We start from the raw sequence: 13,757 nt of genomic DNA, 5'->3' as shown, positions 1-13,757 counted from the left end.
AGGCAATGTTCCCCGAAAAGCGCAAGTTCTTCGGGGTTATAGTTTTAGATTGGAGGAGGTCTTCGTCCAGTTTTTGAGTCAGCACGTTTCGGTTTATTGACTTTAGGTTTCGACTTTTGTTGCTCCGCTTTTTGTTTCGCCTTCGCCAATTTTTTCTTATGCGGTTTTTTCTTTTTTACGGGCCCCAAAGTGGTTTTGGGTACATTATGCACGGGCTCAAAACCACCCACTTCTTTGCGCGGTAACAATTGGCGAATTAAATTTTCAATGCTTCTTAATTCATCAATTTCATTGGCGCTCACCAAAGATACCGCTAAACCCTCCAAACCAGCTCGTCCGGTTCGACCTATTCGATGCACATAATCTTCAGCCACTTTCGGTAAATCGAAATTCACCACCACTGGCAACTGCTTGATATCCAAACCTCGTGCAGCAATATCGGTTGCGACTAAAACATCCACTTCGCCTTGATGAAACGCTTTCAAGGCTTGCGTTCGTTGGCTTTGACTTTTATCACCATGAATGGCCGTCGCATTGATCTTGTTTTTTTGCAGATCGTAAGCAACTTTATTGGCTCCTTTTTTGGTACGGCAAAACACCAACACCTGGTGCCAACTATTTTGCTTGAAAAGATGAATCAATAAATCATGCTTTAATTTATTGTCGACGGGGTGCAACCATTGCTTCACTTTATTGGCTGTAACATTTGTAGGGCTTACCGAAATGGAAAGCGGTTGATGGAGTATTTTTTGGCAAAGCTGTTTAATCCCGTCTGAAAACGTTGCCGAAAATAATAAGCTTTGTCGTTTTTCAGGAAGCTGATTCAGTATTTTCGTGACTTCTGGCAAAAAGCCCATATCCAACATACGATCGGCTTCGTCTAACACCAAAAATTCAAGTTGATCGAATTTCACAGCATTTTTATCGGCCAAATCCAATAAGCGACCAGGAGTCGCAACCAGTACATCTACACCTTTTCGCAACCGCATCATCTGCGGATTGATCTTAACGCCACCATAAACCACAAAATTACTGACAGGAAGATAAGTTGCGTATTTAGCTACGGCGTCATTCACTTGATCGGCCAACTCACGGGTGGGCGTTAAAATTAATGCCCTCACACCGTTAGAATGGGCACGCTCGCCGGACGATAATTTTTGTAAAATCGGCAAAACAAAACCCGCTGTTTTACCGGTTCCAGTTTGTGCCGCAGCCATCACGTCTTTTCCTTCCAAAATAGGAGGAATCGCCTTTCTCTGTATGGACGATGGTATTTTATAATTTTGCTCTTCAAGAGCTTTAAGCAGCGGATCAATTAAATTCAAGGATTTGAAAGACATGGTTTTTACGGATTAAGAAAGCAACGGCAATTTTAACCTTTTAAAAGTTTATTGACGAGAATAATGCAATGTGGAACTTCTATAAATTGAAATCGCTTGCATCAATCAGCTCACACAAAGGCTACTTGCTTGAGTAGTTTAATTATGTAAAACTACTTTGCAATCTTAATGTTTCGGAATACAAATAATGAAATACACAGGAAGCTGTCACTGCAAAGCCGTTCAATTCGAATTCGAATCTGATCCAATAAACGATGCCCTACAATGCAATTGTTCCATTTGCATTCGTAAAAACTCGATTATGTCGAAAGGTTACATAGCGCCGGAAAAGTTTCAGTTACTCACCGGTAAAAGTGCTTTATCCATTTACCATTGGGGCGATAAAGACGTGAATCATTACTTTTGCAAGACGTGTGGTATTTACCCGTTTCACGACAGCATCTATGAACCCGAAAAATACCGGGTAAACCTTGGCTGTGTTGAGGGTTTAAACCCTCGAGAATTGAACATCATTCAGTTTGACGGTAGAAATGAGCTCTAATTCCAGAGATATATAACAACCCCATAAATGCTTTGAGTAAATACCGTAATGCATCGGCTGAATTAAGCGGCCCGTTCAGCAAGCAGTATTCAATCCGAGTGCTGTTGACTTTCACAAACAAAAAGAACAATATTTTTCAATAAATACAGAGACTTACATTAAAAACATTCCTACTTAATATCAGCTTGACAATTACTTGGTATAAACATAAAGCACCAATCAACAACAACGTTAACTAACGTTTCACGAAGCCAAAATAGAACCTCTTTACTTTATGTTGGTCGATTGCCATGCTGACTGGAGCATTCAGCCACTTCATCTAAACTTAACTTACCTTTTAAATGCTTTAACCATGGGCAGTGAAAACGACTAAACGAAAGCTTTTCAAGCCGTTAACGACTTTATTGTTAATACATTGTGTTGTATTCGCTGCTTTTGCATCTGACGAAAGTCAAGACGACCTACTCGATCTCGAGTTAGCCGATCTGCTCAAAATCAAAGTCGTTACGGCTTCTCAACAAGAAGAAAGCCTGTTAGATGCCCCCTCGATAATTTCCGTCATCACCGCCGAGCAAATCAAACAAAGTGGGTTTCGAACGCTCGCCGAGATAATACAATTTGAACCTGGCTTTTATGTAATCGATGACTGGTACTCTCCCAATGTGGGTATTCGAGGCATTCGTGGTGGACAACGAAGCTATTCAACCGCACTGAAAATTTTAGTCGACGGTATGGACTTAAGCTTTCGCACCGACGCCAGCCATTTCCTAGGAGAGGGCTTTTTTAACTTAGCAATCATCGATCGAATCGAAATAGTACGTGGCCCAGCCTCTGCCGTGTACGGTGCCAACGCATTTCTTGGCGTGGTTAACATCATTACGAGAGAATCAACATTTAACGAAGTTCATGACCTTCAACTCTTAACCAGCAACCCAGAAAGCCAACAACTGGATTACGCAACCACTTTTTCAATAGGTACTTCCTTAACGCAAGTTGGCGTGTCAATGTTCAGTACCAAAAGAAACGGCGAGTCGATCAGTGAAGCGTCCCCGAACTACACTCGATACCTAAATGACTCGAGTAGTCAGAAAGATGAACAAAACAGCTGGTCAATGTTTATGGACTTGGACTTTTCTGAAGAAAGCAATCACAATTTTAAACTCTATTATAATGAGCGCGACAGCCTTGCAGAGTTTATCGATTTTGGCGTGTTGTCGCACCAAAATACCCTTGCAACCAAACAGTGGAGCAGCCGATGGCAGTCCAATTGGGACTTTTCATCAGACAACAGTCTTCAAGTCGCTTTGGACTTTGGAAGTGGAAAACCAGGCAGCAAAGAACGACTTTTTACCGGCTCAAGCACCAGTTTTCCAGAACGCGAGTACGATTATTCTCACAAACAAGTTGAGCTGAATTTTCAACACACGTTTAAACACAATCACAACATTTCATTAGGCAGTGATTTTTCAGATACGGACCATCAACTGCTAAATATATACACCGTTCTTGTTGAATCAGGTCAACGCTCCCTTCTCAATCAGCCAAGAGGAAAGCTGAACCTTCAAAATTTCGGATGGTTTGTTCAGTATAAGTACCCCATCATGGAACAAATGAGTTTAACCGCCAATTATCGTCGCGATGACCACAACATTTATGGAAAAAACGATAACTATCGATTTGGGTTAACCCATCAGTGGAATCCAAAAACACACTTTAAACTCTTACTGGGTAGCTCGTTTAAAGCGCCGACTGTCTTCCAGCTTTATACATTACCCTTGTTCGCAGGAGATATTGTTGGAAACTCGCAACTAAAAGCCGAAAAAGCCAAGACCATCGAATGGGCGGTTATTCGGCAATACCGGAATGGTTCGTTGCAAATGACCTTGTTTAAAAACCAAATCAGTAATCGCGTAGAGCTGGTTCCGCTCAGTGCGAACTTTCAACACAAAAACATAGCTAAGGAAAATTCGCGAGGGCTCGAAGTGGAGCTGGACTGGAAAAAAAATTCGCAAGTCATTTCGTTCAACCTTGCCTACCAGCAAACCGATACCAGCGTAAACGAGCCATTGCGCAACAGTCGAGAGTTTCCATCAACCATGTACCCAGAACTCCAAGCGAATGTGCGCTGGACTCATCTCAATGAATCGATTGGCAATGTTACTCTTTTAGCACGTTATGCCAGTGAACGACGCGCGTCACAAAGTAACATTCGTGAAAATTATCTGGAGCCCTATCAACTTCCAGATTACTACCTTTTAAACGCACAATGGTTTAAGCAATGGAAACAGCATTTGCTAACATTAAAAATAAACAATTTGCTCGATCATGAGTACTTTGAGTCCGGGTATCTAGGAGTTGATATTCCAACGCGAGGCCGAGAATGGTGGCTAAGTTATCAGTTTCAATATTAAGTGTGTGGCTAGTTTGCTTTATTAGCGGATGCGACACTTCCGTTGACGACCGAGAACAATCTCCTGTTCCTGACAATGCCATAAAAATTGGATTACTGATACCCATTACTGGCCCACTCGCCAGCTTTGGTAACATTATGGAAAATGCTTCGCTTTTGGCGGCCAACGAAATTAATCAAGCGGGAGGGGTTCACGGTCGACCGATACACTTTATTCTTAAAGACACAAAGCTGGGTTTACCCGAAGCCGAAGAGTCGGTGCTCAAAGGATACCGAGAACTTGACGAAGAAGGCTCCTTAGTTGTGATTGGCCCTGCATCGTCTGGACTCACGCTTACTTTACTCGATGACATTAACCAGCGTCGGCTTGCCATTATTTCGCCTTCTGCAACATCACCCGCCATCAGCACGCTTAATGACCAAAACCTTATTTGGCGAACAGCGGCTTCGGATGCTTTACAAAGCCGATTTTTGGCACAGCGAATAGCAAACGAAGGCGTTAACACTATTGCAATCATCGCTCGCGACGACGCTTACGGCTTAGGCCTTGCAAATGCCTTACAGGTTGCTTACACGGATTTCGGCGGTCAAACCTTAACGACCGTTGTCTACCCCGATGATAAAACGCAAGACTTCGATAACGAAGTGTTGTCCCTAAGCTCTAACGGTACGCCAGAAGCTATTATCATAATTGGCTTTATCATCGATTCTGCCAATATTCTTTTGGCAATTAACAACGTATATGGGAATGAACATCCAATGCTCTTCGGAGTAGACGGCAACCGACAAGAAGACTTACTGCTGAACTCACCTCAAATCATTATCGGAATGCGAGGCAGCGCACCTACAGCCCCTCAAAGCTCACCCATATACATTGAGTTTCGGGAAAACTTTTCCGAACTTGTTGGCATAGAGCCCGATCAGTTTTCTGAAAATACCTACGATGCCATTTACCTAGCAGCTCTCGCACTACAAAAATCATCAACCGTCTCTCGAAGTTCACTTATAGAGAATTTACAAGAGATATCGCGTCCAGACTCAGCAACACCAACCACCGTTCAGCCTGGTATCAGTCAATGGCAAAGTTTCATCAGTGGAAGCATAGCGGACGACATTGACTACGTAGGCGCGTCCGGTGTCATTGATTTTGACAGTAACGGCGATGTCACTTCGGCGACCTATACATGGTGGCAAGTGGATCAAATTAACGGAAAACTGACATTTACGATTTTAGATGAAGAAACCATAACAACCGATTGAGATGAATCAAAAAACACATCCGCATAAACTCAAGATATTGATTATTTTTTACGCTAGCGCTCTCTACCATCCGGCAGCTCTCTTTCTAATTTTTCACACTGCGTTATAATCACCGGCTTTGCGACCTAAGCCATTTTATTATGACCATCAAACATTGCTCAATTCATAAACTGCAACGCTCCAAGCCCGGTGGAGATGTTCAAATCCAATTGCGCCCTAACGAATTAAAGCCAGAAGGTCCGATTGTATCGTTGTTTGAACAATTAAAATTGAGCTTTCAGCGAAGCACTCAAAAACAATACGGATTATTTAATCCGGAAATGAGCGATAACCCGTTGCCTGCACTCATTAAAAAAGTAGAAGACGAGTCGCTGGGTTTTTCCAGTATGACGCATCAAGCAATGGAGCACTTGAAGTTGCAATATGAAAAAATGCCGGAACCTTTCAACGCGCATATTCTCTTTGTAATTGATGAATTGGTAGAGCAAGAATTCTTTTATCTTTTCTGGATCACACACACAGATGCTCAATTTGTAAACAGCGATTTAGAAATCGACACACTGGAATATGTAAACCCATCCAAACTCAACTTCGCTTTCAAAATCGATATGGAACAGTGGAAAGTGGACGGCTGGGATCAATATATGTCACAGGTTTTATCCAAAGGCAGTAAAGAATTAACAGAAGCGTTTTCAACATTTTCTGGCTTTATTTCCAGCGTCGATATTAAAGCCCAAACCGAAGATTTTTTATCGGTAGTTGATGAATACATTGATCAACAAGAACCCACCATTGGCCATCAATTGAAAAATAAAATTGTTGAATATTGCATCGATCAAGATATGGCTGGCAGCCCAGTGGATATCGACGCGCTTTCCTCACAACTGAATGACGAGAGTCCTGAACAGTTTGCTTCTTTCATCAATGAAAAAAAGCCGGAAGTGAAAAAGGAAATTTATACTGACCGCGCCAGCTTAAAAAAATACGTCCGTTTTTTTGGTCGTGATAAAAATTTAAGCATTAGCTTTTCATCGGAGATGTTTGGAGACAATATCGTGTTTGACGAAGCCGAAGATACTTTGATTTTGAAACAGATCCCAAAATCATTAAAAGCTCAATTAACGCGATATATTAAACGTAAAACGCAAGACTAAAAACGTTACATCAACTCGAAATTGAGCTCTGTTTTACGTGTTGACTCTACCACGAACGATCGCAGTAAATTCTTACTGACCTGATGTTGCTCAACCCAGGCCGTATACCGCCCGGGTTGCAGCGATAACTCAAACGTACCATCTTCATCGGTTAATACTTTTATCATATTATTGGATTCAAATTGAATGAACACGTTTGTTTGTACCGGCTCCCATTGAGTACATCGCTCGGTGCCACTGGCTTCAAACTTAGCGTGCGCTTTACAGTGTTTGTGAGTAAATACCTTTCCGTATACATTGCTCGATGCTGAAGGATTCACCTCCGACAATATTACGGATGTTTGATTTACAGGTACTTCTGCCAAAACCGAAGGGGTTTCACTGTCACCCTCAACTTGGCACCCAAACAAACCGATTAAAATTAAAAATGACAACCACTTCATAAAGTTCTCAAAATCAATAACATTTTGATTGATTAATTCCAGGGCCCGTATTTTAAGGGTTTTATTTTGAAACTCGAGTGATAAATCACCAAGTCATAGAGTGAATATTCACGATATAGTGCTATGATGAGATGACTTTCTGAAAATAATGGACTTTTACCCAATTCGTTAACTCAATCTAATCATATCTTTCCCCGGTTTAAGAAATCAGAGTTTTGGAGGTCGTTCATGCCCTCACAGCCCATCGACATTTTTCAAAAGCTATCCCTTTTCGATCAGCACTGGACACCCAAAGTCATTGCGGAAATGAACGACTATCAATTTAAATTGGCAAAACTGAAAGGTGAGTTCGTTTGGCACAGTCACACAGATACCGATGAAGTGTTCATCATTTTAAAAGGTCAACTTCGTATCGAGCTCAGAGATGGCGCTGTTGACTTGGATGAAGGCGATCTTTACGTCGTTCCGAAAGGAGTAGAACATAAGCCCGTTGCGGAGCAAGAATGTCAGGTGATGCTGGTTGAGCCCAAAGGTGTCGTGAATACCGGCGAAACCGGCGGTCACTTAACGACACCGAACGACGACTGGATTTAGGGCAGAACCTCAAACGCATCGGGAAAATCTGCCCTATTTGGTATCAATTAATCCAATTGCGTCACTTTATAGCCACGCTTTTCTAGTTGTTGGATGACACCCACTTCGCCAACCAAATGCAAACCGCCAACCAATACAAACTCGACCTCTGGCGTTTTCAGCATTGCTTCAATTTTCGGGATCCATCGATTGTTTCTGTCTTTAATTAAACTGTTAAAAAACTCTGGCGTATCCTTTTTCATGGGGAGCAACAACTCATTTTCGAAAGTCTGCACATTTCCGCTGAAAAGAGAGCCAATCATCAGATCAAGTAATTCCTCTACATTTTGAGTATCACGCATCAAGCTGCGTATGATGTCATCGCCATTGACTCGCTCATTAAATAAAGCATCAATTTGATCGTTAACAGACTCAAGCGCCAAACGTGGTTTGCCATCTTGTTTCGCCCGTTGCGTGAAAATCATATCAATGCCTTCGGGTAAAGCGCCTTGTTTCATCATTAGACTCATGGTGACATTAACGCTGATCATCACCGGTTTCATCGTCATAAAAGGTTCAAGCGGAAACTTATTTTTTTCGCAATAGCGTTTAAATTCGGAAAACACTTCTGGACTTAAAACTTGATCAAGCTTTGTTCCGTCTTGATAAATACCTCGAGAAGCAATGGAAAAAGCGGCTCCTGCCATTTCCTCCATTTTTATTTCGAACGCTAAAATATCGGCATCATTGTAAGCTCTATTATAAGCCTCTGGGAGTGGTTTATCGGAAGCTCGAAGGACATGCACAGTTCCACCAATGTAGGCATGCTTGCCATTTTTTTCTACTTTCCAGATGAAGGACTTTGCCGATAGTTGATTCGTCAACGTTAAGGCAAACAGCATTAAACATAGAAATCTTTTCAAGGTTTACTCCCAGTTACAATCTAATAATCAATATTAAGTGACGTAAGCTTCGTACCACTACACTTGTGCGCGAGCCCTATTCGCCAATCAGAGGAAAAGTACGCAATTAAGCGTTGACGATCGTCGTTGGTCAAGACAACCAACGTACTTATTATACCGAAGAACCCATGACAGGTTAGCGCCACTTTTCACTGGTGTCGCAAGCAACTAAGCTCCGCAAGCCATCACTGGTAGGGCAATGGCTGCTAGAAAATCACAACATCATAAAAGGTGGAATCGGTAATTCCCTTTAAAAGACCGACAATTTCACTATTATCCGGCTAGGATATTTGGCATAATACGCGACCATTTTTTAACCAATTCGTACTTTCTGGTTCTCCTGTAGATGAAGCAAATCGCGCAACACCTTTTCGAATACCCTAAATATTGGGCCGAATGCTATGGCACAGCTCCTTATTTACCTATGTCACGTCAGGAAATGGACGAACTGGGCTGGGACAGCTGCGATATCATTTTGGTTGTGGGCGATGCATACATTGATCATCCCAGCTTTGGCATGGCCGTCGTTGGCCGCTTTCTCGAATCTCAGGGCTTTCGAGTGGGTATCATCGCCCAACCTGATTGGAATAACCCTGATGATTTCAAGAAGTTAGGTACTCCCAACCTGTTTTTCGGTGTTTCCGCCGGCAATATGGATTCGATGATCAACCATTACACCGCCGATTTAAAAGTGCGTAATGACGACGCTTATACCCCACATGGTGTTGCCGGCAAACGTCCGGATAGAGCACTTACAGTCTATTGCCAGAAACTGCGTGAAATCTATAAAAACGTGCCTCTAGTTGCCGGTGGCATCGAAGCCAGTCTACGTCGAATTGCGCAATACGATCATTGGTCAGGCAAAGTTCGTCGCTCGGTACTGCTCGACTCCGGTGCCGACATAGTGCTTTATGGCAATGCGGAACGTGCGATTGCTGAAATCGCGCATCAACTCTCGATCGGCAAAAGCATTGACGAATTAACTGATATTCGCGGTACTGCTTTTGTACGTGATGCAGTTCCAGGCGGTTACACAGAAGTCGACTCTACACGTATCGACTGGCCAGGAAAAATCGATCAAATTCCAAGTCCATACGAATATAACCATCAGCAAGGTGAAACCAATCATTCGTCTGGTGAATGCTCCATGAAAGGTAAAAACACCGGTGATGAAGTGCCGATCCGAGTGATTCCGATGCCTTTAACCCGTAAAGAGCGCCTCGATCCCGATAAAACCATTATTCGACTGCCCTCCTTTGAAAAAGTCAGTAAAGATCCCGCGCTTTATGCACATGCTTCAAGAATTTTGCATTTAGAATCAAACCCCAACAATGCTCGAGCGCTGGTTCAAAAACACGGCACCCAAGAAATCTGGGTGAATCGCCCGCCTATTCCGTTAGAAACCGATGAAATGGACGCGGTATTCGACTTACCTTATCAACGTAAACCGCATCCAAGCTATGGCGATGCCCACATACCCGCGTACGAAATGATTAAATTTTCAGTCAATATTATGCGCGGATGTTTTGGCGGTTGTACCTTTTGCTCCATTACCGAACATGAAGGCCGTGTGATTCAAAGTCGTTCACAAGAGTCGGTGTTGCGAGAAATTGAAAACATTCGAGACAAAACACCAGGCTTTACCGGAACCATCTCTGATCTAGGCGGGCCAACCGCTAATATGTATCACTTAAATTGCAAAGACGATGAAATCCAGTCGAACTGCCGAAAGTTATCTTGTGTATTTCCGACGATTTGCCCGAACCTGATCACCGATCACTCTCAGACGACTCAACTTTATCGTAAAGCACGTAAAGTAGAAGGAGTTAAACGCGTGGCCATCGCGTCGGGATTACGTTATGACCTCGCTGTGGAAGATCCTGAATACGTTAAAGAATTGGTACAACATCACGTGGGTGGCTATTTAAAAATTGCTCCAGAACACACCGAAAGTAATACACTCGATAAAATGATGAAACCAGGCATCGGGACTTACGATGCATTTAAAAAACTATTCGATAAATATTCAAAAGAAGCCGGCAAAGAGCAATACCTCATCCCCTATTTCATCGCTGCGCATCCGGGTTGTACCGATGAAGATATGATCAACTTGGCGCTTTGGTGCAAAAAGAACGACTTCCGACCCGATCAGGTTCAAACCTTTTATCCGTCGCCTATGGCGTTAGCAACGGCCATGTATCACTCCGATCGCAATCCGTTACAAAAAGTGACTTATAAATCGGAAAAAATGTACACCGCTAAGGAGCTAGAACAACGTCGTTTACACAAAGCCTTGTTGCGATATCATGATCCCAAAAACTGGCCAACCATTCGAGAGGCGTTAAAAGAAAAAGGATTAACCCACCTTATTGGAGAAAGTCCGGATTGTTTACTACCCTGGGACGACGCTGATAAAGGCTACAGTTCAAATAAAACGCACGGAAAACGGGCCGGACAAAAAAAGGCGGGGCCGCGTGCCGTTAGAGTGAAACAAACATCCTCACACAAGCGTTCTAACTACCAGAAAAAACGTAAATAAACGGCATAGCGTGGTTACACCACTAACAATCTTCCTCCTGCGAATAATAGGTAATACTGGTTAAAAGCCGGTGGCTTTAAGTGCGACAATGCGTCGCACTTAAGAAAAAGAGTAAAAAACAATAAATTGTCGAAAGTTCAAGGTAGAATCGCTCGCAAGTTAAGCAACTAATGGTCTATACTTGGCAGATGCGGTCTGCTTAATTCCCAGACATTTCAAACCACTACCCACTGTATGTAGGTCAGTATCCGAGAAGATTGTTAACCTCGTGAATAGATTTCGCAAAGCAGCCCTATTCATATTAATGTGCTCTATATCGAGCCACATATTCGCCAATCATCCGCTTACTTCTGAACAAATCGAATATTTAAAAACGTTTAGCAGTATTCGATTGTGCACAGGTCCCGACTCACTTCCCCTTGAGACCATAGAAAATGGTCAGCATATTGGCATGAATGCGGAGTACATGAAGCTGTTTCAAATGCAGTTACCCGTTCCCATTCGTCTGGTTGAAACCCGTACCTGGGAAGAATCAATGCTCAAGATAAAAACGGGCGACTGCGACATCATTTCTTTGATCGCAAAAACTCCGGAGCGAGAAGAGTTTTTATTTTTCACAGAAAACTATGTGCTCATTCCATTTGTGGTTGTCACGACTCAAGAAAAGTTCTTTATTTCCAAGCTGTCGCTTTTAGCAGATAAACCGCTTGGTGTGATCAAAGGCTACGCCTATGTGGACTTGTTAAGAGCCCGTTATCCAACAATGAACCTTGTGGAAGTTGAGTCTCGTAAAGAAGGCCTCGACAAAGTCGATAGTGGAGAACTTTATGGTTTTTTCAGTGGACTACACCTTGCAGGATACGCAATACAAGAATACGGCTACAGTACATTAAAAATTAACGGTCAGTTCGACGAGTTATCGCAGATCAAACTGGGAATCGGCGTCCGTAAACAACACAAACCATTAGTCGATATATTTAATGCACTTATTGCAGAAATTTCAGCCGAAGAAAAAAAGCGCATTGAAAACTCTTGGCGACGGGTTCAATTTGATATTTCTGAAAGTTACCAAACATTGATCATTGTTTCTGTTTTTTCACTTCTGGTGCTCTTAGTCATTCTGGCTTGGCAAGTTCAACTGCGACGACACAATAAACAACTGGAAAAAAGCGAGCGCGCCGTTTGGAAGCAAGCGCATTTCGACTTTCTTACCGGACTACCGAATCGTCGATTATTTCAAGACCGTCTGGAACAGCTTATTGCATCCAATCAGCGCAAAACAGAATCGTTTGCTTTATTGCTCATCGACCTCGATGAGTTTAAAGATATTAACGACACGCTTGGCCATGATTATGGCGATCTGTTGCTTAAGCAAGCCGCCGAACGACTTGAATCTTGCATTCGTGAAAGTGATACCATTGCTCGACTCGGAGGCGATGAATTTGTCATCATTATTAAAAATATTGACGGTTCACAGTCCATAGAAATTGTCGTTAATCATATACTCGATAAGATCACGCAACCTTTTTTATTACAAGACCACCCGTCTTATATTTCCGCCAGCATTGGTATAACCGTTTACCCTCAAGACTATCACCAACAAACCGACAGCTTAACACTGCTCAAGAATGCCGATCAGGCCATGTATGCCGCGAAACGAGAAGGGCGAAATACTTTTCATTACTTCACACCTCAAATGCACCAACAAGCCATGACTCGCATGTCACTGACGAACGATTTACGATCGGCTATCGAACAAAATGAGTTCATGTTGTTTTATCAACCCATCGTTGATATTCAACGCATGACCATTCCAAAAGCCGAGGCACTCATTCGGTGGAACTCTTCAAAGCGCGGAATGGTTGCTCCAGGTGGTTTCATTCCCTTATTAGAAGAATCGCGATTGATTACACAAGTCGGCGAGATAATATTTCAACAGGCGCTGGCAGCGGTTCAAAAGTGGCGTATGCATTTTGATACTCATTTACAACTCAGCGTTAATGTTTCTCCGATTCAATTTCGCTCAAATGTGTTAGACCACTGGCCACAAGAGTTACAGCACCACAATATGCATGCCAGTTGTTTGATTTTGGAAATCACCGAAACCATGTTAATGGAGAGCGATATCAGTAAAGACTTGGAAAAGTTTCGAAATAATGGTTTTAAAGTCGCACTTGATGATTTTGGCGTCGGCTACTCCTCCTTGTCTTATTTACGAAAATTTCCCATCGACTTTTTGAAAATCGACCGCTCTTTCGTACGCCACTTGGAACAGAACAACGACGATCACGCACTTTGCGAAGCTATCATTACGATGGCACATAAACTCAATATACAGGTTATTGCCGAAGGTGTAGAAACGGAACAACAACTGCACTTACTTCAGCAAATGCAATGTGATTTTGTACAGGGGTTTTTATTTTCACCACCCGTACCTGACAGTGATTTCGAAAAGTTACTAAGGAACTCAGACGCGGTATTAAAAAAAGTTAAAACACTTTAAGAGAGTAAATCCATAATTCGTACTCATCGGAT

At 42.6% G+C, this 13,757-nt stretch carries 10 protein-coding genes; 7 read left to right on the top strand and 3 right to left on the bottom strand.

Annotated features, from left to right (window positions below; translation table 11 throughout):
- Positions 1-44: 44 nt before the first annotated feature.
- The gene (locus ACTUJY_RS05060; RefSeq protein WP_463614975.1) at positions 45-1,340 is read right to left on the bottom strand and encodes a DEAD/DEAH box helicase; all 1,296 of its coding nucleotides are present in this window, start codon (positions 1,338-1,340) and stop codon (positions 45-47) included.
- A gap of 187 nt (positions 1,341-1,527) precedes the next feature.
- Between ACTUJY_RS05060 and ACTUJY_RS05055 the strand changes: the two genes are divergently transcribed.
- From ACTUJY_RS05055 to ACTUJY_RS05040, 4 genes are all read left to right on the top strand, one after another.
- Entirely contained in the window at positions 1,528-1,881 is a 354-nt protein-coding gene (locus ACTUJY_RS05055) for a GFA family protein (protein WP_463614974.1), read from the top strand.
- Positions 1,882-2,240: 359 nt separating this feature from the next.
- Positions 2,241-4,292 carry a TonB-dependent receptor plug domain-containing protein gene (locus ACTUJY_RS05050; protein WP_463614973.1) on the top strand — a complete coding sequence of 684 codons (2,052 nt, stop codon included), beginning with the start codon at positions 2,241-2,243 and terminating at the stop codon, positions 4,290-4,292.
- Positions 4,262-5,551 (top strand): ABC transporter substrate-binding protein, encoded by a 1,290-nt coding sequence (locus ACTUJY_RS05045; RefSeq protein WP_463614972.1) that lies wholly within the window; start codon positions 4,262-4,264, stop codon positions 5,549-5,551. Before ACTUJY_RS05050 ends, ACTUJY_RS05045 begins: the two co-directional genes overlap by 31 nt.
- A gap of 140 nt (positions 5,552-5,691) precedes the next feature.
- Entirely contained in the window at positions 5,692-6,705 is a 1,014-nt protein-coding gene (locus ACTUJY_RS05040) for a nucleoid-associated protein (protein WP_463614971.1), read from the top strand.
- Positions 6,706-6,710: 5 nt separating this feature from the next.
- Here the strand turns inward: ACTUJY_RS05040 and ACTUJY_RS05035 are convergent, their stop codons facing one another.
- A complete protein-coding gene (locus tag ACTUJY_RS05035) occupies positions 6,711-7,148 on the bottom strand; it encodes a hypothetical protein (RefSeq protein WP_463614970.1) in 438 nt (145 codons plus the stop codon).
- Between the two features lie 228 nt (positions 7,149-7,376).
- Here ACTUJY_RS05035 and ACTUJY_RS05030 point away from each other — a divergent pair, with 228 nt between their 5' ends.
- Positions 7,377-7,742 carry a cupin domain-containing protein gene (locus ACTUJY_RS05030; protein ID WP_463614969.1) on the top strand — a complete coding sequence of 122 codons (366 nt, stop codon included), beginning with the start codon at positions 7,377-7,379 and terminating at the stop codon, positions 7,740-7,742.
- Positions 7,743-7,789: 47 nt separating this feature from the next.
- Here the strand turns inward: ACTUJY_RS05030 and ACTUJY_RS05025 are convergent, their stop codons facing one another.
- Positions 7,790-8,644: a TraB/GumN family protein gene (locus ACTUJY_RS05025; protein WP_463614968.1), complete on the bottom strand. Its 855-nt coding sequence runs from the start codon at positions 8,642-8,644 to the stop codon at positions 7,790-7,792.
- A 385-nt stretch (positions 8,645-9,029) separates the two neighbouring features.
- Between ACTUJY_RS05025 and ACTUJY_RS05020 the strand changes: the two genes are divergently transcribed.
- Both ACTUJY_RS05020 and ACTUJY_RS05015 read left to right on the top strand, forming a co-directional pair.
- Positions 9,030-11,222 (top strand): YgiQ family radical SAM protein, encoded by a 2,193-nt coding sequence (locus ACTUJY_RS05020; RefSeq protein ID WP_463614967.1) that lies wholly within the window; start codon positions 9,030-9,032, stop codon positions 11,220-11,222.
- A 268-nt stretch (positions 11,223-11,490) separates the two neighbouring features.
- The gene (locus ACTUJY_RS05015) at positions 11,491-13,725 is read left to right on the top strand and encodes an EAL domain-containing protein (protein WP_463614966.1); all 2,235 of its coding nucleotides are present in this window, start codon (positions 11,491-11,493) and stop codon (positions 13,723-13,725) included.
- Positions 13,726-13,757: the final 32 nt, after the last annotated feature.

It is taken from the genome of Pleionea sp. WD8-19 (genome assembly GCF_055326765.1).
This window is presented reverse-complemented; position numbering and strand designations above follow the sequence as displayed.

What these genes read in the sequence shown, in the direction of transcription:
- ACTUJY_RS05030 (WP_463614969.1), top strand. Translation starts at nt 7,377, where the DNA reads ATGCCCTCACAGCCCATCGACATTTTTCAAAAGCTATCCCTTTTCGAT.
- ACTUJY_RS05035 (WP_463614970.1), bottom strand. Translation starts at nt 7,148, where the DNA reads ATGAAGTGGTTGTCATTTTTAATTTTAATCGGTTTGTTTGGGTGCCAA.
- ACTUJY_RS05040 (WP_463614971.1), top strand. Translation starts at nt 5,692, where the DNA reads ATGACCATCAAACATTGCTCAATTCATAAACTGCAACGCTCCAAGCCC.
- ACTUJY_RS05055 (WP_463614974.1), top strand. Translation starts at nt 1,528, where the DNA reads ATGAAATACACAGGAAGCTGTCACTGCAAAGCCGTTCAATTCGAATTC.
- ACTUJY_RS05020 (WP_463614967.1), top strand. Translation starts at nt 9,030, where the DNA reads ATGAAGCAAATCGCGCAACACCTTTTCGAATACCCTAAATATTGGGCC.
- ACTUJY_RS05060 (WP_463614975.1), bottom strand. Translation starts at nt 1,340, where the DNA reads ATGTCTTTCAAATCCTTGAATTTAATTGATCCGCTGCTTAAAGCTCTT.
- ACTUJY_RS05045 (WP_463614972.1), top strand. Translation starts at nt 4,262, where the DNA reads ATGGTGGCTAAGTTATCAGTTTCAATATTAAGTGTGTGGCTAGTTTGC.